This window comes from Romboutsia faecis (genome assembly GCF_014323405.1).
GTDB lineage: Bacteria > Bacillota > Clostridia > Peptostreptococcales > Peptostreptococcaceae > Romboutsia_E > Romboutsia_E faecis.
Genome location: NZ_JACRWE010000008.1, coordinates 100,213 through 123,800, shown reverse-complemented (window position 1 = coordinate 123,800; position 23,588 = coordinate 100,213). Strand labels below are relative to the sequence as shown.

General features: G+C 30.3%; 36 protein-coding genes. All 36 read right to left on the bottom strand.

Annotated features, from left to right (window positions below; all coding sequences use genetic code 11):
- The coding region (locus tag H8923_RS14545) for a hypothetical protein (protein WP_187127864.1) at positions 1 to 182 on the bottom strand (182 nt) is incomplete at its 3' end.
- Positions 183 to 3,017 carry a phage tail spike protein gene (locus H8923_RS14540; RefSeq protein WP_153972657.1) on the bottom strand — a complete coding sequence of 945 codons (2,835 nt, stop codon included), beginning with the start codon at positions 3,015 to 3,017 and terminating at the stop codon, positions 183 to 185.
- Positions 3,018 to 3,025: 8 nt separating this feature from the next.
- Entirely contained in the window at positions 3,026 to 3,757 is a 732-nt protein-coding gene (locus H8923_RS14535; protein WP_153972656.1) for a phage distal tail protein, read from the bottom strand.
- On the bottom strand, positions 3,747 to 6,206 hold the full coding sequence (locus H8923_RS14530) for a phage tail protein (protein ID WP_153972655.1): 2,460 nt from the start codon (positions 6,204 to 6,206) through the stop codon (positions 3,747 to 3,749). Before H8923_RS14530 ends, H8923_RS14535 begins: the two co-directional genes overlap by 11 nt.
- A 14-nt stretch (positions 6,207 to 6,220) precedes the next feature.
- Positions 6,221 to 6,517 carry a hypothetical protein gene (locus tag H8923_RS14525; RefSeq protein WP_147540511.1) on the bottom strand — a complete coding sequence of 99 codons (297 nt, stop codon included), beginning with the start codon at positions 6,515 to 6,517 and terminating at the stop codon, positions 6,221 to 6,223.
- Positions 6,486 to 6,791 (bottom strand): hypothetical protein, encoded by a 306-nt coding sequence (locus H8923_RS14520; protein WP_147540512.1) that lies wholly within the window; start codon positions 6,789 to 6,791, stop codon positions 6,486 to 6,488. The genes H8923_RS14525 and H8923_RS14520 overlap by 32 nt, the downstream gene beginning before the upstream one ends.
- A 77-nt stretch (positions 6,792 to 6,868) precedes the next feature.
- On the bottom strand, positions 6,869 to 7,342 hold the full coding sequence (locus H8923_RS14515; RefSeq protein WP_147540513.1) for a hypothetical protein: 474 nt from the start codon (positions 7,340 to 7,342) through the stop codon (positions 6,869 to 6,871).
- Positions 7,343 to 7,753, bottom strand: coding sequence for a hypothetical protein (locus tag H8923_RS14510; RefSeq protein ID WP_153972654.1), 411 nt, complete (start codon positions 7,751 to 7,753; stop codon positions 7,343 to 7,345).
- Positions 7,743 to 8,186: a phage virion morphogenesis protein gene (locus H8923_RS14505; protein ID WP_153972653.1), complete on the bottom strand. Its 444-nt coding sequence runs from the start codon at positions 8,184 to 8,186 to the stop codon at positions 7,743 to 7,745. The genes H8923_RS14510 and H8923_RS14505 overlap by 11 nt, the downstream gene beginning before the upstream one ends.
- On the bottom strand, positions 8,176 to 8,484 hold the full coding sequence (locus H8923_RS14500) for a hypothetical protein (RefSeq protein ID WP_153972652.1): 309 nt from the start codon (positions 8,482 to 8,484) through the stop codon (positions 8,176 to 8,178). The genes H8923_RS14505 and H8923_RS14500 overlap by 11 nt, the downstream gene beginning before the upstream one ends.
- Complete coding sequence (locus tag H8923_RS14495; RefSeq protein WP_153972651.1) at positions 8,481 to 8,813, bottom strand: phage head-tail connector protein; 333 nt, start codon at positions 8,811 to 8,813, stop codon at positions 8,481 to 8,483. Before H8923_RS14495 ends, H8923_RS14500 begins: the two co-directional genes overlap by 4 nt.
- Positions 8,814 to 8,815: 2 nt before the next feature.
- Positions 8,816 to 9,874, bottom strand: a complete 1,059-nt coding sequence (locus H8923_RS14490; protein WP_153972650.1) for a phage major capsid protein — start codon at positions 9,872 to 9,874, stop codon at positions 8,816 to 8,818.
- A 12-nt stretch (positions 9,875 to 9,886) separates the two neighbouring features.
- Positions 9,887 to 10,636, bottom strand: coding sequence for a hypothetical protein (locus tag H8923_RS14485; protein ID WP_153972649.1), 750 nt, complete (start codon positions 10,634 to 10,636; stop codon positions 9,887 to 9,889).
- Between the two features lies 1 nt (position 10,637).
- Positions 10,638 to 11,066, bottom strand: coding sequence for an XkdF-like putative serine protease domain-containing protein (locus H8923_RS14480; RefSeq protein ID WP_153972648.1), 429 nt, complete (start codon positions 11,064 to 11,066; stop codon positions 10,638 to 10,640).
- A 1-nt stretch (position 11,067) separates the two neighbouring features.
- Positions 11,068 to 11,907, bottom strand: coding sequence for a phage head morphogenesis protein (locus tag H8923_RS14475; protein WP_153972647.1), 840 nt, complete (start codon positions 11,905 to 11,907; stop codon positions 11,068 to 11,070).
- Positions 11,900 to 13,438: a phage portal protein gene (locus H8923_RS14470; RefSeq protein ID WP_153972646.1), complete on the bottom strand. Its 1,539-nt coding sequence runs from the start codon at positions 13,436 to 13,438 to the stop codon at positions 11,900 to 11,902. The genes H8923_RS14475 and H8923_RS14470 overlap by 8 nt, the downstream gene beginning before the upstream one ends.
- Entirely contained in the window at positions 13,438 to 14,856 is a 1,419-nt protein-coding gene (gene terL, locus H8923_RS14465) for a phage terminase large subunit (protein ID WP_153972645.1), read from the bottom strand. The genes H8923_RS14470 and terL overlap by 1 nt, the downstream gene beginning before the upstream one ends.
- Positions 14,849 to 15,307 carry a transposase gene (locus tag H8923_RS14460; RefSeq protein ID WP_334298850.1) on the bottom strand — a complete coding sequence of 153 codons (459 nt, stop codon included), beginning with the start codon at positions 15,305 to 15,307 and terminating at the stop codon, positions 14,849 to 14,851. Before H8923_RS14460 ends, terL begins: the two co-directional genes overlap by 8 nt.
- A 17-nt stretch (positions 15,308 to 15,324) precedes the next feature.
- On the bottom strand, positions 15,325 to 15,477 hold the full coding sequence (locus H8923_RS14455) for a hypothetical protein (protein WP_153972643.1): 153 nt from the start codon (positions 15,475 to 15,477) through the stop codon (positions 15,325 to 15,327).
- 152 nt (positions 15,478 to 15,629) lie between these two features.
- Positions 15,630 to 16,118, bottom strand: coding sequence for a hypothetical protein (locus H8923_RS14450; protein ID WP_153972642.1), 489 nt, complete (start codon positions 16,116 to 16,118; stop codon positions 15,630 to 15,632).
- A 16-nt stretch (positions 16,119 to 16,134) separates the two neighbouring features.
- Complete coding sequence (locus H8923_RS14445) at positions 16,135 to 16,533, bottom strand: RusA family crossover junction endodeoxyribonuclease (RefSeq protein WP_153972641.1); 399 nt, start codon at positions 16,531 to 16,533, stop codon at positions 16,135 to 16,137.
- Between the two features lie 20 nt (positions 16,534 to 16,553).
- Positions 16,554 to 16,979, bottom strand: coding sequence for a single-stranded DNA-binding protein (locus tag H8923_RS14440; RefSeq protein ID WP_153972640.1), 426 nt, complete (start codon positions 16,977 to 16,979; stop codon positions 16,554 to 16,556).
- 83 nt (positions 16,980 to 17,062) lie between these two features.
- Positions 17,063 to 17,470, bottom strand: a complete 408-nt coding sequence (locus H8923_RS14435) for a hypothetical protein (protein WP_153972639.1) — start codon at positions 17,468 to 17,470, stop codon at positions 17,063 to 17,065.
- 11 nt (positions 17,471 to 17,481) lie between these two features.
- On the bottom strand, positions 17,482 to 17,652 hold the full coding sequence (locus H8923_RS14430; RefSeq protein WP_153972638.1) for a hypothetical protein: 171 nt from the start codon (positions 17,650 to 17,652) through the stop codon (positions 17,482 to 17,484).
- Positions 17,649 to 17,942, bottom strand: a complete 294-nt coding sequence (locus H8923_RS14425) for a hypothetical protein (RefSeq protein ID WP_153972637.1) — start codon at positions 17,940 to 17,942, stop codon at positions 17,649 to 17,651. Before H8923_RS14425 ends, H8923_RS14430 begins: the two co-directional genes overlap by 4 nt.
- The gene (locus H8923_RS14420) at positions 17,923 to 18,081 is read right to left on the bottom strand and encodes an aspartyl-phosphate phosphatase Spo0E family protein (protein WP_153972636.1); all 159 of its coding nucleotides are present in this window, start codon (positions 18,079 to 18,081) and stop codon (positions 17,923 to 17,925) included. Before H8923_RS14420 ends, H8923_RS14425 begins: the two co-directional genes overlap by 20 nt.
- Positions 18,082 to 18,092: 11 nt before the next feature.
- Positions 18,093 to 18,593: a dUTP diphosphatase gene (locus H8923_RS14415; RefSeq protein WP_153972635.1), complete on the bottom strand. Its 501-nt coding sequence runs from the start codon at positions 18,591 to 18,593 to the stop codon at positions 18,093 to 18,095.
- An 81-nt stretch (positions 18,594 to 18,674) separates the two neighbouring features.
- Positions 18,675 to 18,812 (bottom strand): hypothetical protein, encoded by a 138-nt coding sequence (locus H8923_RS14410; protein ID WP_153972634.1) that lies wholly within the window; start codon positions 18,810 to 18,812, stop codon positions 18,675 to 18,677.
- Positions 18,813 to 18,815: 3 nt separating this feature from the next.
- Positions 18,816 to 19,448 carry a hypothetical protein gene (locus H8923_RS14405; protein WP_153972633.1) on the bottom strand — a complete coding sequence of 211 codons (633 nt, stop codon included), beginning with the start codon at positions 19,446 to 19,448 and terminating at the stop codon, positions 18,816 to 18,818.
- Positions 19,449 to 19,470: 22 nt separating this feature from the next.
- Complete coding sequence (locus tag H8923_RS14400) at positions 19,471 to 20,331, bottom strand: cyclic nucleotide-binding domain-containing protein (RefSeq protein ID WP_153972632.1); 861 nt, start codon at positions 20,329 to 20,331, stop codon at positions 19,471 to 19,473.
- Between the two features lie 100 nt (positions 20,332 to 20,431).
- Positions 20,432 to 21,307 carry a phage recombination protein Bet gene (gene bet / locus H8923_RS14395; RefSeq protein WP_153972631.1) on the bottom strand — a complete coding sequence of 292 codons (876 nt, stop codon included), beginning with the start codon at positions 21,305 to 21,307 and terminating at the stop codon, positions 20,432 to 20,434.
- A complete protein-coding gene (locus H8923_RS14390; protein ID WP_153972630.1) occupies positions 21,300 to 21,566 on the bottom strand; it encodes a hypothetical protein in 267 nt (88 codons plus the stop codon). Before H8923_RS14390 ends, bet begins: the two co-directional genes overlap by 8 nt.
- Positions 21,567 to 21,658: 92 nt before the next feature.
- On the bottom strand, positions 21,659 to 21,928 hold the full coding sequence (locus H8923_RS14385; RefSeq protein ID WP_153972629.1) for a hypothetical protein: 270 nt from the start codon (positions 21,926 to 21,928) through the stop codon (positions 21,659 to 21,661).
- A 121-nt stretch (positions 21,929 to 22,049) separates the two neighbouring features.
- A complete protein-coding gene (locus H8923_RS14380; protein ID WP_153972628.1) occupies positions 22,050 to 22,358 on the bottom strand; it encodes a hypothetical protein in 309 nt (102 codons plus the stop codon).
- Positions 22,359 to 22,367: 9 nt separating this feature from the next.
- Positions 22,368 to 23,150, bottom strand: a complete 783-nt coding sequence (locus H8923_RS14375) for a phage antirepressor KilAC domain-containing protein (protein ID WP_153972627.1) — start codon at positions 23,148 to 23,150, stop codon at positions 22,368 to 22,370.
- A gap of 67 nt (positions 23,151 to 23,217) precedes the next feature.
- Complete coding sequence (locus H8923_RS14370; RefSeq protein WP_153972626.1) at positions 23,218 to 23,454, bottom strand: helix-turn-helix transcriptional regulator; 237 nt, start codon at positions 23,452 to 23,454, stop codon at positions 23,218 to 23,220.
- Positions 23,455 to 23,588: the final 134 nt, after the last annotated feature.

The following is a 23,588-nucleotide window of genomic DNA, read 5'->3' as shown; positions in this document are numbered from 1 at the left end:
GAACTCCCATCTGGTTTTATTACACATAGAGCTACTATAGCTTTATCTATATTAAATAGTTCTCCGCCTCGTGTTATTCGCATAAAAAAATCAGATGTATCGTTATCAAACTCATCAAATTTCATAACGGAGTTATTACACCTGAACTGTAGATCTAATCTTAAGTTGTATTTTCTATCCATTTAAGCACCACCTTTCAATGCTTTAATTTCTTCTTTAAGTTTTTCAATTTCATTTATAGCTTCCTTTAATGCTCCTGCTAATACATTTGTATAGTTTGAAGTATCATAGCCTAAAGTATCACTACTATTTCTATCACAAGTTATTATTTCGCTTCCTACTTTTGTATTAACTATATCTTGAGCTATAAATCCATATTTATTATTATCATTACCTATAAAATTGTACCTAGCTATGTATAAATCATTATTTACAAAGTCATACATGTCTTTAGTTGTAATTTCATCTGTAGTAGCTGCTCTAACATTAGGCACTTCTTCTATATATTTAACATTTTCTTTTAATCTTCTGTCAGAACTCGCATTTACAGAATTTACAGTATAAATACCTTTCCACCTAAAACTTGGTGAGCCGTTATTTATATCTTGTTCACCTGTAACTGGTCTAAAGAATTTGTCATTGTTAGAATCTGTTCCAACCCTTACAAGTGTACCAACTTCATTATTATTATAATGTGCTAATATTAATCCTGTATTTCCTCCCCAACGTCTTATTGCGGGTATTTCCATACATCCATCATAATAACTTGATGCTGACGATAAAAATGTAGCAATTACTTTTTCATAACCACTAGATGGATTTGGATATGCACCATTAATATAGTTACTTGTTATTTCCAATCTTTTTATAGGTGATAATCTCATATCTCCATTACCATACATTTTTATATTAGAAAAATCTCCTACTGTTCCACCTTTATCGTCATCTCTTTGGAAAGAAGGGCAACAATAACACATATCTATATAAGGATATGAAGTACCTTGTGGGTTAGTATCAGCAGGGTATGGAAACATTGTAAAATAACTGTTACTTTTAGCATCTAAACCGTAATGAGTTAATGTAAGTCTTGGGATAATATCATCACTATCATAATCAGTAAGCTTCTTATATCCAAAGAATCCTCTTACTTTTCCATTTTCATAAAGTGTATAATCTCCGTTGTTAATTCCTACATACCTACTTATTCCATCACCTATCGTAGTTGCACCGTTTAACTGTATCTTATTAGCTTTTATCTTTGCACTCCCGGGTGTTACATTTATATCAGCTATAGCTTCCCCTTTAGCAATTACATTATCAGATGTAGGAACACTTTTAGATGCTATTTTTAAATTCGTAACATCAAGATTTACATTCCCAAAGGAATCTATATCAAAAGTCCTCTTCCCATTACCATCAGTTACACTTAGCTGTCTAGCATCAATATAATGTCCTCTAAGTGTTCCTATCCAACCTCTATCAAGCCTTAATTCCTCTATCAATGCATCTTTAATTGCAGCACTTTCGAAAAATTCAGTCCCATCTGCAACCTTAGTTGTTGTAGCTTCCGCTTGCTGTGAAAAGTCTGTAGCATTTCCAAATGTATTTACTGCTCTAACTCGATAATACCAAGTCTCATTTGCTCCTACTTCATGTAAAAAAGCACTTGCTTTGCCACTATAAATCATGTGAAACACCGTAGGTTCAAAATCTTTTATTTTAGAAGCGTATACCTCGTAGTCATAATACATTTTATTTTCGTATGTCCAGCTTAATTGTACGGATTTCCATAATCCCTTTGTTGTTACAACTGGAACTGCCGGTAATGTATCTGGGGTTATTTCTTCTATGCTAGGAGGCTTAATATCACCTTCTGCACTAGGAGGAATAACACTCCCACCTGGTCCAAGTGTTCCGTTATTACTATTGCTACCACTACTTACTAGTCCCCTTATTTGTTCTCCTACTACTACTTTCCTTTTTTGCCTATCAGATATAGACCTAATATCTTCAACTATTCTAAATTTAGCTCTAGAATCATCTATAGTATTATGTAGAATGATTAAATCACCTAATTTAAAATCTAGATGTTCATATCCATCCTCATTTTTTAATTCTTCCAGCTCTAATTCATATGATGCAAAAGGCTTATTATTTCTTCTAAGAGCCTCCCAAGTATATTTTAATAGTAAGTTTGGGTCCTTTATTCTTCCATCTTCATAAATTCCTATCTTCCTACCATATTTAGCTATAGCTTCTTTATCCTCTACATATTCTAGACCCAAAGGTTTGTCAGCCGGATTATTCGGAGTAGACCAAGAAATATCCTTAAAGCTATATTTATACTCTATATTGTCTTTTTGATACGTAGCTCCACACCCATACATGACTGTATAGAATTTATTTTTTTCTATTCTTTTTATTTTGGATACATTAAGATCTGTTGAACACCTTATTCCAGTATCACTACCTAATGCATTAACTACATTTAATTTCTTTTTAACTATATTAGTTCTTGTACTATCTAACTCAATAGAGTAATATACTTCAACTTCAAATAATTGCAATATATCCTGGATACACCAAAGAACATTCTTAAATAAATAAGGACCTATTGCTTTCAGTGTTCTTTCTGGACATTCTCCTAATTCATACGTAGTACCATCTAACATAGTAGTTAATGCATCTCTTAACGATACTGACTTATTTTCATATTGTGTTATGGCCTTTTGTTCTTGCAAGCTATAAAAGTCATGTAAGCAGGTAACTTTGTATTCCGTAGAATAAGAAGTTTCAGATTCAACTTGCTCAACTATAAGTAAGTCCATAGTTTCATCATCTTTGAATACGCCTATTTTATCGCCTTTATTAATATCTGTTATATTATCTTTTATTCTAAATTCTAAACTTACTTCTCCGCTTGTTGTTACTTTATATTCATCTTTAAAAAATTCATAGCTATTTATTATCCTTTTAAGTCTCTCATTATCATCAAATAAAAGTAATGAATCTTTCATACAATCACCTACCTATACAAATTGTTATATTTAACTTTAAATGTTGCACTTCCGCTAGATAGGTTGTAATTATTTGTACCTTTTTCAATTGTAGGGAAATCACTATCTAAAGATAAAATAGGCATATTAATTTTATTGTTAACTTTAATTGATTTTTTCTTGCAATCAATTATTATCTTATCTCCACTATTAAAACTAGTATTTAATTCTAAAAATCCATTTTTTGATGAATTTGAAAAATCTAACTTTATTTTATCGCAAGAACTACTTACATCAAACTCAAGTATTGGATATGTGGATTCTGTTCCTGTGTATGTAAAATTAGAAGTTTTTACTTGCTCTAAGTTTTCTATTCTACAAGGATTTACTAAGCAAAATTCTAAGCTGAAACTTTTTATTTTAACATTATCATTTAGATTTGTATCACCTACAGGTACAACTAAATAATGACTTCCAGGAATCCATCCATATTCTAGTTTGCATTCTTTTAGATTACTCGAATGAATCCACTCTGATATAATTTCTTTCTTTTCAAAAGTTAAAAATCCACAATCTCTATATTTAAATTCAATAACTATAGAGCGTGGATTTTTCTTTGTACTTCTTATATTTACACCTTTATATCCGGGTATATCTACTAAGTCATGTTCAATAGTTCCTGTAATATCATGTGAACAGCCTGTAACAATTAAGAAGTTTGGCATATCAATGCCATTTAACTTTATATTTTTAGAAAGCATGTTGATAACCTCCAAACATCTTAGATTTTCTTTCTTTTATTTCTAATAACTTTCTATCTATTATTTCTGCAAGTTTATATAAATCCTGCTCATTATTTAATGCTCCTGCATTAATATTAATCACATAATTACTATTATCTACTGAATTATTATTGTTGTTAGATGTACTTGGTAAAGCAGTAGTTGTAAAAGCATTTATAGAGTTCTCAGCAAAATCTTCAACAACTCTAGTTGAAGCAGGTTCTCCTCTATTGATTCCAATCTCATAACCTTCTGTTGTCCACTCTCCAAATTGTCTAAATAATTTTGACGGAGAATTTATTCCAAGTAACTTCTTAGCTCCATCTATAGCACTAGAAATAACGCCTTTAACAGACCTAATAAGTGCGCTAGCCATTGATTTTACACCATTAACAAGTCCTTGTATTATGTTTTTACCTATACTAAAAAGATTTATGCTTTTCAAATAATTTACAGCATTACTCATTCCTGTTCTAACTGCATTTGCTACTTTACTCATTGACGATTTAATAACTTGAGCTAATGCGCTAAATATATTTGATCCAAACGTCCTAAATATATTAAAATTGTTTATCCCTGTTTTAACTAAATCTTTTATGAAGTTTATGCATCCTGTAATTCCATTTTTAAAAAAAGTTTTTATCGTGGACCACATTCCATTAACCAAATTTTTAGCTCCAGTTGCAAGACCTTTGAATAATTTAACTGTACCCATAACTAGCCAGCCTTGAATAAAGCCAATTATTAATTGTATCGCCCCTTGGAATATAGTTTTAATTGATTCCCACATAGCTTTAAAATCGCCCTCTGCAATGGCTTTAAACAGGTCTATAATTCCACCTACAAATTTTAATCCACCATCTACTATATTTTTAATTGCATCTATAGCCGTCAAGAACGTATCTTTTACAATTCCCCATAAAAAATTGACAATTGGTATTATTACGTCTTTATGTTCATTCCAAAAAGCTGTAATAGCAACTAGCATAGATTGAACAGTTTGGCTAATAGTAGTTGAAAATTCTACAAAGGTTTCTTTAATACTTGAAAAAGCACTCATTAGTTCTGTACCTAAAGTACTTATAGACGCTCTAAATTCCTCATTTTTTTTATATAAATCTATAAATGCAGTGCCTACTATAGCTAATATTCCTGCGAATGCTAAAAATGTTGATGATGCAGTCCCTATCATAGTTACAACTCCACCAAACATAGTCCAAACACCATTAAGAGCAACCATCCATCCTTTCCAAAGTCCAACACCCATTTGCAATGGTAGTAGCAATAGTGTCATAGCAGGTAATAAAAATCCTATAACTCCAGCTATTTTGGCTATAATTGGATGGGCTTCATTAAATTTAGCTATCCAGTCAGAAACTACTCCAGTAACTTTAAGCGCTACTTTTAAAAACTGACCTGCTGTCTGTATAACAGGTTCTAACGCTTTTAACACTTTTCCTTTAGTTGTCTCAGCTAATCTTTTCAATCCTTCATCAGCTTCAAGTGCTGCACTAAACATTGTCTTGTATGCAAATAAAGCTGACATACCAACAATAGGAAAAGCAAGTGCCATATTCGCATTTGCAGCTGTTATCCCTCTAAGTAATAGTCCGTATTTAACCATGTCACCTTGAGCTTCTCTTATAGCAACTTTTTGTGCAGAATAATTCTTTATAACTTTTTCAACACTACCACCAAGTTTTCTATATCCCAAAGATAATCCATTTAATGGTGATCTACTAGCTTCCATTGTTTCATTAAGTAGTTGAAACTGCCCTATTGTCGAAGGAGGTAGCATGTCTTCTGGCTTAATGCCATATTTTTGTAGTCCTTTCATTCTTTCTGTAAGTATCTTTGTTTGATTTCCCATAAGCTTAGTCATACGAGCATTTAACTTAATACTATTAGCTTGTTGCCTTAATTGCATATCAGTTAATCCTAATTGACTTCTCATGTATATTTGTTTAAAAGTAGTATCATCAAGTCCTAATGCAAATTTAGTTATAGCATCTCTAGCATTCATTACTTGTTGAGAATACTTTCCATAATATCTTGAAGCTTTACGAGCTTCTTCGTGAAGTCTATACATTTCCGAATAAGCCTTTTTAGTGCTTTCAGGAACATCTCCTCCAAGAATCATTGATAATCTTTGCATTTCCTTATTAAATTTATTTGAATTACTTGAAGTTCCCTTAAATTCGTTATTCATTGTACTAAAAGATGTTTTCACTCCAATAGCTTCTCGTTGTAATTGTCTTAACTCTTCTATAGTTTCTTTTAGTGACTCTGTAGCAGATTCAGCACCTTTAGGAATATCTTTTTCTAATGCATCAGCAAACTTAGAAGAATCTTTTTCAGCTTTATTGAGCGAATTACTAAAATCATCAGTTTCAGCACTAATCTTTACGTTAAACTCTTTATCAGCCATTTATCCACCTCCTTTCAGAGATTGAATTTTTTCTTTAAGTCCTCTTTCATCTTTTCCATTTCTTTTTTAGATTTTTTCTTTTTAAATATGTTTATAATCTTACTTTTTTTAGCACTTACATAGCCGTAAATGACTGCCATTTTAATACCTTCTAGTTTTTCTTTATACTGCTCTACATAAATAGAAAGTTCGTAAAAATCACTATCCCAAAACACATTTAAAGGAACTTGATTTTCTATGACATAATACTTAATACATTTATCCCAATCTATGTAACCGTTATTTAGAGGGTATAGCTCCTTGATTATCATCAAATTCCTCTAGCATAGCCTTTAATAATTCTCCATACAACTCATAAATTGCTTTATCTCCTATTTCATCAGCTAGATTTAATACTTCATCTTCACTTATAAATTTATTTGAGAAACTTATTGCACATCTAATAAGAGTATACATATCAGATTCCGTAGGCTGCTCATCACTTAAAATAGGTTTCTTAGTTATATCACAGTACATTTTCTTTTGTCTTGCTCCAAGTTTCATTATGTATTCTTTATCACCATATTTTTTAACTATCGTTTTCATATTAAATCTCCTTAAAATTAAATTTTCGCAAAATAAAAAGGCGAGAATAGTTTAATCTCACCCTTCATTTAAGTATTCTATTCTGTTTCACTTGACGACAATAATGCCTTTGATCTTGATACAGAACCATTAACAACTAATGATATTTCAAGTCCAGCTAAACCATCTTCAAAATCCCCCGAAAAAGTTTCTATTTTCATAGTAGCTTCTAATAAATTGTCTACGTTACTTGTAGCAGATTCTGATCCAGCATAACTAGGCTTCTTTACTGCTAACTTTACAGCTAAATCTTCTGCTTGTTGCCATGCGTCCCAAAGTGTAGCAAACACACCTTCATCAGATTTATCTGATAAATTAGCAACAGCATTCATATCTATTGAAAAATCTTGTCCATTTAATTCTCTTGAAGTCATACATTGACCTTGTGCAGATTCAACTCTATCTATAAATTCCTCAAACTCATTTGAAGCTTCAAAGGATGCTCCACTTTGTCCTGCAACTGGTTTTCCTCCAATCATTATAAGTACATCTGCACTTCTTGTTCTTGACATTTACATCACCTTCCTTTGTATTACAAAATTAAATTTAATAGAGGCTTGATAAAGTATTGTATTTTCATCTATATAGTGTTCTGTAATACCATTATCTCCATCAGAACTCAATTCACAATCTGAAATTAAATACTCTCCAGCTTCTTTATATAAAAGTTCATATAAACTATTGTAAATATCCATGTATTTACTATTTATTTCTTTTCTTCCTTTATTGCTTCCATCATACCAATAAAATAAATCCCATGTGATGTAATGAATCTTCTCACCTGTTCTTAATACATTATCAGTGATCCTAGTGTCTCCTAATTTAAGATATGGCATTTTTATATTTTCATCTATAATATCAACTACCTCATAACCTTTATTAGTTAAATGTTGATATATAACTGTTTGTAAGCTATTTATCATAACTAAAAAGTATCCTTTCTACGTCGTCAGAAAATTTAGGAGTTATTTCTTCAAAAGAAGGTATTAAATGTGGTTTCTTACCTCTTCCTGCTGGATAATTTACTTTTTTAACAAATACCCAATTACCATCTCTTCCTCTAAACCTTAAAAATTTTGCTTTTTTAGGTTTTATAACATAAGCCTTACTTCCAAATTCTCTAGCTCTTGCATATTTAACATTAGTACCAACTAAAGAGGAATTTCCCTCATGCTTAGTATGAATACTAGTTTTAAGCCTAGATGTATCTACTGCAACTTTTCCTTTTGCCATACTTTCAATCATATACGCATGTTTTTTTCTAGACTTATCCGTTTCAGTTACTACATACTCTTTATACCCTTGTAAATATGTAACAAGATCTATTATGTTATTTGCATTAACTTTAATTCGCATGTTCTAACCTATCTAAAGTTACATAAGTTTTATTTTTTATTCTTTTAGGTTTATGTGTAGGTTTATAGTATTGGCCATCTATTAAGACATAAAAAATATCAATATCTATAGTATCTATAGTCGTAAGGTTATAAGACTCATGGTTAGCAACTCCAAATAATTGTATTTGTTTTTCTAAACTTAATAGAGATAAATTACAATATATAGATTTGTAAAGACTTTTATTCTCTATACGACCACCTTGCCCATCATTTACTCTACTTACTTCATATAAATCCACTCTAGTATTAAACCTCATATTAATCTCACCTTAACCTTGTCTAGTTGGGATTTCTTATATGCAATATATCTATCTAAATCCTTTTTATAGCCCTCCAATAAATTATTGCTGTACGAAAAACTTACTCCATCACTATTTTCACTATTAAGTCCCTCACTACCTATACGATTATACCTAGCTATAACCAACTCTACAACTATATACTCAAGCTCCAAAGGTACTTTTTGTTCTTTTATATAATTAATAACTGTTTGTGAATTTCTTTTTATTAAAGATAATAAAAGCTCATCCTTATCAGATGAGCTTAATCCTAAAGTTATTTTTACTTCATCAAGAATACTATCCATATTTATTTATCCTTTTTATTAGCTTTAGACTTTGTTTCTTTACTTTCTTCTACTTCTTTACTTTCTTCTACTTCTCTTATTAGCTTAGTTTCTTTTGTTACTGAAGATAAAACTGCTAATGGTTCTGTATATTCCATCCAAGCAACGCATTCTGGATTATTTATAACTGCATCTAAATAAGCAAATCCTATATGGTAAGTAGCATCTCTCTTAACACACTCTACGCCTGTAGATGTCATATTATATCTTACATCTCTAGTAAACACAGGTTGTAAGTTTGATAATGGAGTTAACGCTATAAAATTATCTGGATAAGTTGATACAACTTCTATAGGTAATCCAGCCACTTTAACTAACTCTCCATTTACTATAACACTGTCTGCCCAAGCTGTAGGCCTAGCTATTATTTCTCTCATTATATCTAACTTAGTATTTTCAGATATTATCCAGTTAAAGTTAAATTTTGGATGATTCCAGTATTTAGAAGGTATCTTTTTCTTTAATAATATGAAATCTTCTGGAGTTGGTAAATTAGCTTCCAGATTTATTTTTTTATTTGATTTTTTCATTTTTACTACAAAACCATCAAGTATCCTCAAGAAATCATCATGCCCTGTTGAACTAGCTGATTTATCACCATTAAATAATAAATCTTGCATATCTAATGCAAAAGCTTCTTGCATCATAGAAGTTAATGCTGTTTCCATATTTTGTCCTCTTTGACGTAATATGTACCATACATCATCATTGCTTAACCACATATCTAAGAATACTTTAACAACGCTGTATGGTATTTCTCTTTTATTTACATTAAATGCACCTTCTGGTACCTCTCCTGGTGTATAAGTAAATTTTCTAGTCTTTCTAGTTTGAGCTTCTAACGCTTCTATATTTCCACTTGTTTGGTCCTTATATTGGACGTTTAATTTCTTTAATGTGTTTGAGTTTTGTATTATATCGTATATAAAAGCTTCAGCTTGATCTGTTACTAATAAAGTTGATGCTGCATTAGCTTTTTGTAATTTTGATACCATTTCCGATTTTGTTAACGCTATAGTCATATGTATTCCCTCCTAGTTAAACATTCCTTCGAATGCACCTATATAAGATTTTTTTACTTCTTGTCCTGCTCCTAGATTAGTGTCTAATGATTGTGGAGCACGTCTTGATTTCTTTAATTCTGTTATCTCATTCATTAAAGGCTCTGTAGCTTCTTTTATAGCTTTAGCTATTACTTCTTCTTGTGTTGGTTCTGGTGGAGTTTCTTCTCCTTTTCCTTCATCAACTTCTGGAGCTTCCTCTTCACCTTTTAATACTTTTAACTCGTCTTTTATTGGAGCTAAAGCATCATCAAGCATTTTCTTTATATCTTCTGCTTTCATTTCCTCTTCCTCCTTAGATTTTCTTATTTCCTTTATCTGCTCTAAAGACTTTTGAATACCTACCGTATTAACAGTATTTAATACATAATTCTTAAAAGCATCAATTTGAATAGCCATATGCCCCGCTTTATCTGTTATAGTAGGTTCTAGTAATGTATTTTCTAACGAATCCATTAGAGCCCATCTAGCTTCTCTAATTCTTTCTTCAATAACGGCTTCACCAACTAATTGATTAAAGTCTGTAACATATGTACTTTTCTTGATATCTTCTTTTTTATCTTTAGTAAAAAAGCTTTTTAAAACATTAAAAAAACCTCTAAACTCTTCATCATCAGAATTTACAGGTTCTTCATCAGCTTTATAAATTTTTACTGTTTGCTTATTTGCTCCTTTATTAACTAAACTAATAAAGTCTATATCTAAATCTTTCATTCTAGGCATTTTACTCACCTCCCTCCACATATATTGCAGTTCCACCTATACTAAACCCAGTTATATTACCAAGTTTGATATCATTCCAAGTTATATCATCAGTAACTTTTATAGCAGCTACCCAATCGTCTTTTAGAACTCCTATATCAGGTATATCACATTTAGATATATAATTTTCTACAACATATCCATATCCACCTATCTCATTATGTTGCTTATCAACTCCAGCATTAGCTTTATTAACTGTGTTCATGAGCTTCTCCATAAATTTATGAGATGCTTTCTTAACATCCTCTACTGTAGCCCAATCTCCATGACTATCAGTATAATCAGTTGGATTACCATTTTCATCAAATTCCTTTGACGGTCTATAAACCACACCTTCTACAATTCTATTTTCTTCATCCAGTTTAGCTATTTTAACATCTAATTGTTTCATCCTATATCACCTCACCTTCCAGTATAGGTTTTAATGAACATCTACATTGAATAACATTAGAAGCTTTGGCATCATAGCTATTATCTCCAGGATAATCTAGTAAATCTCCATCAACAATAAATGGATTATCAAGTGCAACTCTTTGTCCTTCTACATCTTTATGATGATCTCTAGTTCTTTCATCCTTAGTAGAACTCCATTCTTTACCTATAACAACTCCACTTTCTTTATACCCTTGTAGTGTTCCTGCATTACTTGAACTTATTATTTCCGTTCTAGCAACTACTGTAGCTCTTTTCATATCAAACTCAGGCATATTCTTAATTCTATTAGATAACTCTTGTATACTTTCGCCCTTTTCAAATCCTTCTGCTAATTCATTTATAATAGCTTTATGTGTGGTATCTGCTACTTTTATTGCAAACTTAATCTTCTTATCTTCTAAAAATTTAAGTGCTTTTTCATTTAGTAAGTCAAACGTTATTGATACACTTGTTTGACCTAGTTCTGAAAGTATTTCTTGTTTAACCAAGTTCATTATATTTAAAAAGTTTTTATATACTATTTGCTCATATAAAACTTGCTGCTTTTCTATATTTTCTATATATATCTTAAGTATCTCATTTGTTACTGCCCCATTTTCGATACTTTCTATTATCTTCGATCTTTGAATTTTAAGAAGGTTATGAAACTCACTTTCCATTTCCAGGAATGCTTCGTAAGTAGCATCTAACCACTCATCAGATTGATTTATTTGATATATCCAAGTTTTATTCTTGTCATTATCTAATATAAACTCTTTCAATATCTCATTAATTATACAAAGTTTATCTTTATCCATTTAAAGCACCTTCTATAGCCTTTTGTAGTTCCTTTAAAGGATTTATTACATCTTGCATATCAAAAGCCTTAGATATATGATTCTGTTCTTCAAAAGTAGTTTTTAAATTTGTGTTTCTATTGGCAAGGTACACTTGCAAAGGAATATCTGCCCACTCGTCCGTTAATGGTTCAAATTCTTTACCTAATAACTTTCCTAAGCTATCTAATAACATATTAGGAGTAGCAACACCACCAGCTATATAAGGCGTTAGCGCTTTAGCTATTTCAGTATCATCAGTTGTCTTTGGTCCTTTAAACTTAAGTTCAACAAATTTTATACCTAATTCTTTCATCAACTTCTTATTTAATAAATCTGCTAAATCTTCTCTAAGAGGTTCAAATGTTTGTTCCTCAGTTATTTGTTTAGCAGTTTCTGCTGTAGCCTTATTATAATCTTGTGTATCTCCTGTATAAATAGGAGCTAACCTAAAAGAACCTCTTACAATATCTCTATTATTCTTAAGATATTCTAAAAATAAAGCATCATCTTGCATTATTTCTGCTAACTTCTCGAAATGTATTTTTACATTTGATTTACCTTCTTCCATGCTAAACTCATTGCTAAATGCTTCAGCTTCTAGAATTAAGTATTTATGTTGTGCATCTTGGCCTTTTGCTCCAGCTAACAAATCGATGCTATCTTGTGTAAGCTGTCCATTTTCAACAACTATAGCTAAAGGAATATGTCTCCCATCTTCAAAATATTTATAATTAAGTTCATCAGCATTCCTAGAACCCATCATCTTGACTAAAGCGCCTATATAACGTGGTAATCCATATGGTGTATAAGGACAATATATATTATCAAATATAATTGAGTTGGCTTCATCATCTATATTCATTTCTTGCCCATCTGCTAAATATTCTCCAGTAAGTCTATTTAACTTTCTAGGATCTCCTAACTCTTTAAAGTAAACTTGCTTAGATCCCACCATCTGTATAAACTTCTTAAATTTTTTCCAACGTTTAATTTTACGCTCATTACCATTTGAGTCAGTTATAACTTCCTCAACTTCTATTGGATCACTTTCTTTGCATAGCCTAACTGTATGAGATGGTATATGTTGAAGTTCTGATATTTCTCCAGTTTCATCAGCTATACACTCTATAGTTGCATATCCAAGTCTTTCTCTATCGTCTATAAACTTCTTAAGAACTCCTGTAAATCGTTCATCAAAGTTGCAATACTTTAGAAACATTTCATACTTGGACCAGTCAGTATCAGCTATATTTTGTTTTGATGTATCTTCTTTGTAATCAAAGTTATAGTCTAATACAGTCCCGAATCCAACTATATTATTTTTATAAGCTTCTATACAAACTTGCAATATATCACTGTTTTCAGATATTCTAGCTAATGCTTCTATATTCATTTCAGGCTGAATAATATATCCTTGACTGTAAAATTCGTTGAATATATCATCAATCTGCTTAGATTGTCCTATGCTGCTACCCATTATCTTTTTTATTCTTACCTGTGGTTTTGTCATTACCTTCTCACCACCTTCCTACGTTCTTTCTTAGTTGTTGTTTTTTCATCTAATGTATTACTTATAAATGCCTGTATAATCTCTGCTAATCCTGTAGTTGCATCAGGAGCATCATCATGCTTATTCTTACCTTTACGTTGGTATTTGTTCATATCTTTATAATACTCAGGCCACCTATCTCTCCAATTAACCGGAAAATGAAGTTTATTCATAACCCAACTACTTTGAGTTAATATTCTAGCTTCTTTATTTTTCCCTTGGAAAAACCACTTTACTATCGTTCTACCTTTTAGTGATTCTATTGTTGATTTTATATTTCTAGCAAAACTTTTACCACCATTATTACTTTCAACTATAGCTACATCTGTATTATTATTTATTAATACATGAGGTACTTCTTTTTCAGTAACTTCCATTGGATCATCATTATAATAAACATCAAGTACATATCCTTCACCTTTATAAACTCCACCTACAATAGTACAAAGCTTATCTTCTCCATCATCTGCGGTATCTGTATAACTTAATATTTGTTCAAAATAAGGCGGTAATTCTTCATATGTACTAAATCTAGTATATAACTTATTTTTAGCATCTATAGGCTCTTGTTGATAGTTAGCTAGTGCTATATCTTCTCCCATAGCTCTTACTTTCATTTCATAACTTTGTTTTGACAATACTTCTTCACAAAGCATACTTCCATCATCTTGAACAGCTTTCATAAGTATCTGTCTACATTTTTTATCTTTAAAATGTTCTAATGCTCTTCCTGCTAAGTCCATAGAAGCCCATCTAGTCATTATAATTATGATTTTCCCACCTTCTTCAAGACGAGATAGCATAGTATTTGTAAACCAATCCCAATGTTTTTCAAGAACATTTTCATTGTTAGCTTCTTCTGCATTTTTAATTAAGTCGTCAACTAATAAAATAGAACAACCAAATCCTGTAGCTGTTCCTCCTGGTGATGTCGCTAAGTAGCTATTATAAGCTCCTTCAAGCCCCCAAAGACTCCTAGCTCCATCTCCACGTTTTATTTTAGTTTTAGGAAATATGTCAGAATAAACAATAATATCTTCATCAGCTTTTTGTTCTTGAATTGCATTCCTTACAGCTTTTGAAAAAGTAGTTGATAGTGTTTCATTATATGATCCTGTCATTACTTTTTCATGAATATTTTTACCAAATACCCATTCAGTAAATAAAGATGCTGTTCTTGACTTTCCATGACGAGGAGGCATATTAATAAGTAATATATCATCATCACTATAATAAAAATCCTGCATCTCATTACAAAGCTTAACTATATATTCTCTATCTTCTCTATAGAAGTCAGGAGCCATTGCATTACAAAAATAAAAGAACTCACGTCTAGCAAGTTCTTTCTTAGCTTCTAATTTAATTAATTCTTTATCCATCTCTTATCAACTTCTTTAGCTCTTCTGTACTTAATCCCTCTAATGGATTTTTAACTTCTACAGTATTATTAGACTCAATAACCTGCTTATCTCTCCATTTATCTGGCCTTCTATTCTTTAACCAGAATATTTGTGCTGTAGTATCTGGAGCAACTTGTTTAGTTACTCTTTTTACTTCTTTTCCATTTTCATATGTTATTTCATCATACTCATATCCTAGAGCTCTTTTTAGTAGAGCATTCTCTACTTCATAGTCAACAACTTCCTTACCCTTTTTTAAGGCCTGTAAAAACTGTAGATAATTCTTTTTATATTCATAAAATGTTTTTGTGCTTATTCCTAAATTCTTTGCTATTTGTTCATCAGTGAGCCCATCCCTAGCCCATCCTTCAACTAATGTAAGCTTAGGCTCAACGTGAGTGAAGTATTTGGACTTTGCCAACGAGCTCACCTCCTACTTTATATGCTTCAATAACAGTCGTTATATTTTTTCTTTTTCCTCTTACCTTCTTTAATATGTTCAAAATTAGGTTTCTTCTTCATTTCTTTTTCATATTCCCATAACTTCTTAGGAACTTCCGTAGGTTTAATTACTTCATCTATATCTTTATAAACTTTCATAAAATCACCTTTTCTCAAAATAAAAAATACCAGGCGGGGAAACCTGGTATTTTCATATATATAGGGGTATTAGAGAGAAATACAAATTTCTATACTACTATTATCTCACCTTTTTCCCCCTAAAAAATCTTCATTTTGTAGTAAAAATGTTGTTAAAGTGTTGTTTTTTCATTTAATAATGGTAATTCTTCATAATCGGGATATAACATTCCCATAACTTTATAAACTAAATTTTGTCTTATCGTATAACAATAACTTCTATCCCTATGCATCTTTATAGCTATATAAGTCATAGTGTTTTTATTTCTGCTATTATAAAAATATTCAAATAAAGTATTTTCATCACTATTTAAAGCTGTAAGTGCATTCTCGATACTTTGTTTTTCTATTTCTAAATCTATCTTTTCTTTAGCTAACTTAGCAATATCTTTTTCTCTTTTCACAACTTCTTTTTCTACACTTCTACTTATGTTATATGTAACCCCAGTACGCTCATCATATGATATAGATCCACAACCTCTATAATCATTTTTCTTTTTCTCTATTTGTAATTCTTTATTCTTTATTTTTATATCTAAATCTTTGTAACTATATAATCTCGCCTCTACCTCTCTAAATAACTCTTTTTTGTCTTTACTCATGTTAGTCCCCCACTTTCTAAATACTTTCTATTGAAACTTCTATACAAGCTTCTTCAGCAAATTCTTTTTCTGCTAATATTCCTACTATATTTCTATCATCCTTAAAAGCCTTACCATTTAATCCATCAAGTACTGCTTTGATATAATTATCAATATCAGCTTTCGTCGGTCTTATTTTACCTTCTATAGCCTCCTTGTACTTTTTCTTACTATAACTTTTAGGTACTTTGAATTTAAATTTTAATTTAATTCTTATATATTCATCATTAAAGTAATGTCGATTCCCATAACTGAGTGCTACAAAATTCTCAAACATTTTTGTTTTAGCAGGTGTATATGCTTTACCTGTTCTTGTATTCATTCTTGGTCTAGCTTTTGTTATAGGTTCTGAATGAATTTTAAATTGTACTTTCATAATCTTTCCCCTTTTATTGTCTAGAATGGTATGTCATCATCTTCTATCGCTTGAAAACCTTGTGGATCTAATCCTTGTGGTTCAAAACTTGGTGTAAATGTTCCACTCTCTTTAGCTTCTTTTGCTTTACTACTTTCTAATGACTGTATGTTCCTAACTGCTATCTTAGTAAATGTTTTATCTTGTCCTGCTTGGTCCTTATATCTATCAACTCTTACTGATCCTTGTATCGCAACTAATCTTCCTTTACTTAAGTAATTAGCCGTATATTCTGCAGGTTTACCCATAACTTCAAAAGGTATAAAGTCTGTTTCTTTTGTTCCATCTTTTTTAGTGTAATCTCTGTCTACTGCTATCGAACAACTAGCCACTGCCGTTCCTGCTCCTGGTATATATCTAAGTTCTGGATCTCTTGACAACCTACCTACTATTACAACATTATTCATTTATCCCTCTCCTTTTTATTTTATTGTCATTCGAGAATAAGAAGTTAGTTTTATAGCAAAATTACTTCTTATTCTCTTGTTGCCTATCCTAAAAGCCTTGCTAAATTATAAACTTTATCTCCTGGTACCTTATCTTTTACAAGTACTGATTTACCTTCTATTATTCGTTTCCCGCTCTTACCATCTTTTAATTCTGTTAAGTCACTTAATTGTTTTTTAACTATATTTGTAAGTTTTAACTTTTCTATCATTTTCTTATTTTCGTACTTACAATCATTTAAACAAAACTCTAACTCTTTTATCTTAGTTTCTAACTCTTCATTCTTAGTTTCTGCTGCTATTAACTTAGTATTAAGCTCACAATTCTTATTTAGTATCGTATCTGAATACTCACTAGCCAATTTTAATTGTTTATCTTTATCTTTCATTAACTTCATATTCTTATTTTGTATAGCATCATATTTTTTTCTTAGTACAAATGGTAATTTCATCTTTATTCCCCCTAGTAATTTATATTTTCTAATGATTCTAAATCTATATTTAATGGTGTAAATGTAGATGATCCACAATCACATTGATACATTTGATTTTCTTCATTTACATAAGTTTTTAATACTGTGCATATTGCTCCAGTTTGAAATTTTACTAAATCTTTTCTCTTTAGTTTGCTCATTTTAATCCCCCTTGTAATTTGTCTGCATATCTATTTTTAAATGTATTAATCAATGCATCCCGTTCTAATATGCTTAGACTTTTTCTATCTTTGCCAGTTCTTATCTCATACATTTTTACAAATGTTTCAAACATTGGTACTAACTCCATAGCTTCGTTAATCATTTTTCGCTCTGTTTCTATATCTTTTTTTATAACTCTTATATATACAGACTTAATCAAATTAAATCGTAATTCTTTTTCATTTACTATTCTTTCAATATATTTATCTTTAGTTATTTGCTTTAGCATTAGCTAACCTCTCCCTTTGCGCTTCAACCATATATTTATCTAAAATTTGGCTTATAGCAACTGTTGTTTCATTATGACCATATCTTTGGTACATTTCTTCTAAAAAAGCTCTTAAATCCGCTCCTATTCCTTCACTCATATATCCCACCCCTAAAATCTTGTATAATTTACTTTTAATTTCTTATAATACGCTTCTTTCAATTCTTCTATGTTAAATCCTAGTGCATAAACTAATTGAATATATTTAGTCAAAATAACGAATATACGGTGTCTTATAAAAGCTTTATTGTTAGAGTTAGATAAAAGTATTACATCTTGTACAAAAGCTAATACAATTCCTTCTATCGACTTTATTTGAAGTTCTTCTACTTCATGTATCAAGTCTATATCTAAATAATTAGCTATGTTACATATATGAGCCATTAAATCTGCTAACTCTTCTGCTACATTGTCCTTATCTATATTTGATTTATCCCACCATTTTTGTACTTTAGCTGCATTGCAAACTTCCATTAACTCGCTTAGCAAATCTATTGCTTGTCCTTTTGTAACTCCAAATTTAGATTTTGGATTAATTGCACCTGGCTTACTTTCTAAGTAATTAATAAACTCCACTTGTTCAGCCTGTATATTTCTTAAATCTATAATCATTTTTCATCCCCCATATGTTTATCCGTATTTTTATTATCTTTAAAAATATCAGCCCAAATTGTTCCTGCTATAAAACCTAAATCAAATATTAGTAGTAGTGCTAATGTTTTCATCGTTAAGCTCCTTTTCAGCTTTTATAATTGCATCTAATTCTGTAAACCCTATTTGCATATATGTTCTTGCTAACTCTATTAATTCTTTTACTCTGTATAGCTCCATAACTTAATCCTCTATATATTCAAATTTCCATCCGTCTCTACTAACTCTTTTATCTCTAGCATTTACATATATCGCAGGTCCACTTAAACCAGTAATCTCTTTAGCTTCTTTTACCGTTTCACATTCTTTATTAAATCCAGTTTTTACATTAATTACCCTTACACTGGTTCTAGCATGTGCCCCTTTGACATAGTTAGGATTTAGATCAGCTTCTATTTTATATTTCTTATCTCTTATGTATCCTGTTGAAATATAAACATTCACTCTATTATCAGTAATTCCTAAAAAATCACTTGCTTCTGATACATTGTTAAATATTTTAAATATTTCTCCATTGTTGATATCAATAAGTCTTATATTCATGTATTTAAAGCTTTTATTTGTTCTTGATTTTACTCTTTGTTTTTCTTTCGGCCTTTTCTCTTCAATATCTGAATTATCCTTGTTACCTGCTTCTCTCCCGTTTAACCCAAATATTTGTCTAGCTTTCCTTAAACCTATTTGTTTCCATCTTCCACTAGGAGTCTTAACTCCACAAACTGTATATGCTAATGCCATATATCCTCTGTAAGTTAAATCATCTGTTACAGGATTAAATGCTATCGAATTATTTATACTACTTTTATTTTCAATCAACTTAACTCTCCCCCTAATTTAATTATTGAAATTTACCTTTTTGACTTTCTCGTAAAAGTCTTTCTAGTTCATCCGGATCATAATTCATAAAAGTTTGATTTATGTTGTGATATCTAGTTTTAACTTGAGGTATAAAACACTTAGCATTGTTAATACTAGATTTATAATCATTTGTTATAGCTGATATTAAGTAACCTGCTGCGTTATTTGTATTAGCTTTTTTTGTTATATCTATCTTTTCTAATAAGTAATTTATATCTTTTCCTTTTTTCTTAAATGAATCTTCTATTGATTTAATAGTTTTATCATCAAAAGAATTAAAAGCTTTTTTTATTTCATCAACAACAACATTTCTTTCTTCTTTTTCTTGTTGTTGTTCTTTTTCTTGTTGTTGTTCTTGTTCTTCTTCTTGTTCTTGTTCTTCTTCTTGTTCTTCTTCTTGTCCACTCCACGTTGGCGTTACGTTCACGTTACGTAAAAACAATTCTTTTATAGATTCATTAGGTATAGATTTAGCTACATATTCTATTAAGGTTTTATCTTTAACTTTTGCTAATTCACCTTTTATACAATCTAATACTGGTTTTCCACCTCTTTTAAGGTTATACTTGCCCCAATTTTTAATAGCTATTTCTCTAGTTTCACGGTTATATTTAATCAATCCTAATAGTTTTTCAAATCTTTCTAATATAGCTCCAACACTTTCAGTAGAGTAACCAAGATCAAAAGCTATTTGTCTTTTAGTTATTTGATATATTCCTATTTGTGTTGTATGAGGATTAGTTAAAAGGTATAAAAGAGTATATCTATCTTCAGCACTCATTTCTTCAGTAACTTTAGGATCTTTCCAAAACTCTATAAATATCTGTCTATAAAGCGCCATGTTTATCACCTACTATCTTTTGATTAAAAATTTTATACCTAGCCAACATCCTAGAATTACTAGAATGTCAGCTAATATTGTCATATATATTACTTGCATTTTAAACCTCTAAAGTTACTTGTCCATCATCTTCGACTACTTCTTTAAACTCTGTATCTATTACCACTTCTTCTTTAGGTTCATATTTAGAAAGTAAGTCTAGTATTATATCTACTTCATCAAATTTAAGTTCTTTTAAACAATATCCATTACTCTCACAAAATTCTTGCATCTTGCTTATATCCTTAGGATTTTCATAATCATATAGACCTTTCATACTTGCAAGTTTCATAATTCCTTGTTTTTGACCAGTTGTAGCGTACCCAACTTTTACTTCTTTTTCTAGAAGTTTATCAGGTGCATTTTTAATTTCTGCACTATCATACATCCCTGCTAAATCTTCTGGGAATGCTTCTCTTAATGCTGTAACTATTGCACATTTTCTAATCATAACCATAGGCATTTGTTTCCATGTTGCTTGCGATTTACTATACTCTTCTAAGCTAACCAGTGACTTTATAGGATGTTTTTTATTCTTAACATATACTTCGCACCAACCACCGATTAACTCCTCTCCTGGAGTTTTTAAACTACCTTCTCTTTCTTTTATTTCTCCATCTTTTGTTGCTACAACTATTCCAGCTCTCATACCTTCATAATCAGGGTTTCTATGTGCTCTTTTAACAAATACATCTTTACCAACTACTATATTTGCAGGAGAACTTCCAAACTTTATAAGATAAGCTTCTCTTATAAATGGATTAAGATGTTGAGCTTTACATAATTCTATAAACATTAATACCTCTTGATCTGTTACATTTCCATTTCCATTAACTAAGTAATTTTTTACTGTTTCAGCCGATAAAATTTGCCCTGTTTCAGTTTGGAACTCTGCTAATGCCAATGCGCTTTTATTTGCTACTTGTATATTATTCATTAGTTACACTCTCCTTATTAAGTTCTTCTATGTTTAGTTTAAGGCCATACATATATCCATCCTTATATGGTCCTTCAACGTCTTTATACTGTTCATCTAGTCGTTCTTTATTGTCTATAAACTCTTGTAACGACCATCCTTCTTCTCTTTTATCTAAACAAAATTGAATAGCAGACTTAAAACCCCAATTACTTTCATAGTCTGGTCCTGTATATCTACTTAACCATTTTGCTTTTAAAAGTTCATTTTCAATACTCACATTTATCACCAGTTTCTTTTTAGAGTTATTTGTGATATAATTTAATTGTCTATTTGTAAATTTTGATTTGGGCTATTGCAGTAGCCCTTTTCTTATATCTGCACTTCAATAGGTAAACCATCATCTCTCACGAAACTATGCATTTCAGCTTCATATTCCATTTGCTCATATTCTTCTAACTTAAGTTCATGATTAATTAAATTTAGAATATTTTCATTAGTACTTTTAATACCTTCAAAGTATGATATTGAACTTATCCATATACTTGGATTATCTTTGCTCATATACTTTTCTATTTGCTCAGTAGAATATTTGATATTATGTTCAACAACTTTCTTTATACTTTCTAACCCTTTAGACATTTAACTCACCATCTTTCTATATGCTTTTAATAAATCAAACCTGAAATTTAATTCATCTTTTCTATGCGAAAAATCTTTTACAAAAGATTGAAGTATAAGTATGTTCAATTGCATCACCTCCTTAAAAAACGCCACCATTCGCTACCCATTTTTCGTAACTAAGTCTATCTATCCTATACTCTCTTCCAACTTTAATTACTGAAAATAACTTATTTTTTTCAGCATACTTAGCTAGACCTCTAACATAACTTTCTGATGCTTTTATGTAATTTGAAAATTCTTTTATTGTTAGATACTCTCTAGGAGCATAATCATTGTTATCCCTAAACATTTGCATAACCTCTACTATATCTTCTCGTTCTGATATAGCTATTAAAAGTGAATCTATATCTATATTCTTAACTATTAATTTTTGTACTTCAGTTGCCATAATTCCCTCCTATGCCTCTGATATAGCTAACATTGGCTTTAATTTATTTATAAAATATACTTGCCCTTTTCCTGTTACCTTAGGTGTTTTACTTATGCTTATATGACCATCTGAATGATTTATTGTAGTTTCTTTTATTTCAAATAAACCTTGCTCCATAGACTTTTGAGTTGGCATATTGCAATCTGCACCTTTTCTTTTAATTAAGTATCCATTATTTCTTAACCATTCAAAGAATCTCTTTTGTCCTGTATCTATTCCATTTTGCTTTAGTATCTTTGCTAACTCTCCTACTAATATTGATGTATGACTAGCACTTACTGAATCTGCAAATATTGCTTTTGGTTTTAATTCCTTATTTTCTATTTGCAACTTTTCATTAACTAAATTTAAATTATCTATTTTTTTATTTGCTAATATCAATGCTCTTGCCATTACCTTTTCAGGACTATTCCAATCTTTTTCTATTTGTAAGAAATACTTTCTTGCTTGTTTTCCCTTTTCACTTCTTTGTATCATTGCTATTTCTTTTGCCATGTCTAGTTTGATAGCATGATTTATAACTTCCTGATATCCTCCATTAGCTATTGGACTTTTTTGTCCAACTGTACAAAAGTCGATATTTTCTTCGAATCCATATTCTTTCATTCTGTCAAACCATTTTTTATATGGCGTTTTGATTTCTAAAAACTCATGTAATTCTCTTCCACTTAAAATTGGTTCTTGGCTTTCATTTACCTCGATTTTTATCGGTATTATATTTTCATTTGTTGCTACTACTAAATTTGACATTATATTCCTCCTGTTTAATCTGTTTATTTATACATACTTACTTCAATTTTCATAAAAAATATATTAATTATATACTTTGTATATTTCCTTCAGTAAACTTTTTGTTGTCTATATCTTTAAAAAAAAGATCTACTACAGATACACCAAAATATTCAGCTAGCTTTTTAGCTTCAGATACTGTAAATTCAGTTTTGCCATTTTCTTTATTCCAGTATGTATTTGAGCTTATACCTAAGAATTTAGCTACATCTGATTGATTTACAGCTTTCAACTCTCTTTCTGCTTTAAGTTTACGATTCGGCATTTAACTCACTCCTTTCGTCAACATTTTGTTGTCTTAACAATTACAATTATAGACAACGATAAGTTTACTGTCAACACTATTTTTACATTTTTCTTTAAAAAATATTCACTTTGTTATACTTTTTACCAAAAAAT

Coding starts and splice junctions, on each gene's coding strand:
- H8923_RS14540 (WP_153972657.1), bottom strand. CDS start 3,017: ATGAAAGATTCATTACTTTTATTTGATGATAATGAGAGACTTAAAAGG.
- H8923_RS14535 (WP_153972656.1), bottom strand. CDS start 3,757: ATGCTTTCTAAAAATATAAAGTTAAATGGCATTGATATGCCAAACTTC.
- H8923_RS14530 (WP_153972655.1), bottom strand. CDS start 6,206: ATGGCTGATAAAGAGTTTAACGTAAAGATTAGTGCTGAAACTGATGAT.
- H8923_RS14525 (WP_147540511.1), bottom strand. CDS start 6,517: ATGATAATCAAGGAGCTATACCCTCTAAATAACGGTTACATAGATTGG.
- H8923_RS14520 (WP_147540512.1), bottom strand. CDS start 6,791: ATGAAAACGATAGTTAAAAAATATGGTGATAAAGAATACATAATGAAA.
- H8923_RS14515 (WP_147540513.1), bottom strand. CDS start 7,342: ATGTCAAGAACAAGAAGTGCAGATGTACTTATAATGATTGGAGGAAAA.
- H8923_RS14510 (WP_153972654.1), bottom strand. CDS start 7,753: ATGATAAATAGCTTACAAACAGTTATATATCAACATTTAACTAATAAA.
- H8923_RS14505 (WP_153972653.1), bottom strand. CDS start 8,186: ATGCGAATTAAAGTTAATGCAAATAACATAATAGATCTTGTTACATAT.
- H8923_RS14500 (WP_153972652.1), bottom strand. CDS start 8,484: ATGAGGTTTAATACTAGAGTGGATTTATATGAAGTAAGTAGAGTAAAT.
- H8923_RS14495 (WP_153972651.1), bottom strand. CDS start 8,813: ATGGATAGTATTCTTGATGAAGTAAAAATAACTTTAGGATTAAGCTCA.
- H8923_RS14490 (WP_153972650.1), bottom strand. CDS start 9,874: ATGACTATAGCGTTAACAAAATCGGAAATGGTATCAAAATTACAAAAA.
- H8923_RS14485 (WP_153972649.1), bottom strand. CDS start 10,636: ATGCCTAGAATGAAAGATTTAGATATAGACTTTATTAGTTTAGTTAAT.
- H8923_RS14480 (WP_153972648.1), bottom strand. CDS start 11,066: ATGAAACAATTAGATGTTAAAATAGCTAAACTGGATGAAGAAAATAGA.
- H8923_RS14475 (WP_153972647.1), bottom strand. CDS start 11,907: ATGGATAAAGATAAACTTTGTATAATTAATGAGATATTGAAAGAGTTT.
- H8923_RS14470 (WP_153972646.1), bottom strand. CDS start 13,438: ATGACAAAACCACAGGTAAGAATAAAAAAGATAATGGGTAGCAGCATA.
- terL (WP_153972645.1), bottom strand. CDS start 14,856: ATGGATAAAGAATTAATTAAATTAGAAGCTAAGAAAGAACTTGCTAGA.
- H8923_RS14455 (WP_153972643.1), bottom strand. CDS start 15,477: ATGAAAGTTTATAAAGATATAGATGAAGTAATTAAACCTACGGAAGTT.
- H8923_RS14450 (WP_153972642.1), bottom strand. CDS start 16,118: ATGAGTAAAGACAAAAAAGAGTTATTTAGAGAGGTAGAGGCGAGATTA.
- H8923_RS14445 (WP_153972641.1), bottom strand. CDS start 16,533: ATGAAAGTACAATTTAAAATTCATTCAGAACCTATAACAAAAGCTAGA.
- H8923_RS14440 (WP_153972640.1), bottom strand. CDS start 16,979: ATGAATAATGTTGTAATAGTAGGTAGGTTGTCAAGAGATCCAGAACTT.
- H8923_RS14435 (WP_153972639.1), bottom strand. CDS start 17,470: ATGAAATTACCATTTGTACTAAGAAAAAAATATGATGCTATACAAAAT.
- H8923_RS14430 (WP_153972638.1), bottom strand. CDS start 17,652: ATGAGCAAACTAAAGAGAAAAGATTTAGTAAAATTTCAAACTGGAGCA.
- H8923_RS14425 (WP_153972637.1), bottom strand. CDS start 17,942: ATGCTAAAGCAAATAACTAAAGATAAATATATTGAAAGAATAGTAAAT.
- H8923_RS14420 (WP_153972636.1), bottom strand. CDS start 18,081: ATGAGTGAAGGAATAGGAGCGGATTTAAGAGCTTTTTTAGAAGAAATG.
- H8923_RS14415 (WP_153972635.1), bottom strand. CDS start 18,593: ATGATTATAGATTTAAGAAATATACAGGCTGAACAAGTGGAGTTTATT.
- H8923_RS14410 (WP_153972634.1), bottom strand. CDS start 18,812: ATGGAGCTATACAGAGTAAAAGAATTAATAGAGTTAGCAAGAACATAT.
- H8923_RS14400 (WP_153972632.1), bottom strand. CDS start 20,331: ATGGCGCTTTATAGACAGATATTTATAGAGTTTTGGAAAGATCCTAAA.
- bet (WP_153972631.1), bottom strand. CDS start 21,307: ATGAATAATATACAAGTAGCAAATAAAAGCGCATTGGCATTAGCAGAG.
- H8923_RS14385 (WP_153972629.1), bottom strand. CDS start 21,928: ATGTCTAAAGGGTTAGAAAGTATAAAGAAAGTTGTTGAACATAATATC.
- H8923_RS14380 (WP_153972628.1), bottom strand. CDS start 22,358: ATGGCAACTGAAGTACAAAAATTAATAGTTAAGAATATAGATATAGAT.
- H8923_RS14375 (WP_153972627.1), bottom strand. CDS start 23,150: ATGTCAAATTTAGTAGTAGCAACAAATGAAAATATAATACCGATAAAA.
- H8923_RS14370 (WP_153972626.1), bottom strand. CDS start 23,454: ATGCCGAATCGTAAACTTAAAGCAGAAAGAGAGTTGAAAGCTGTAAAT.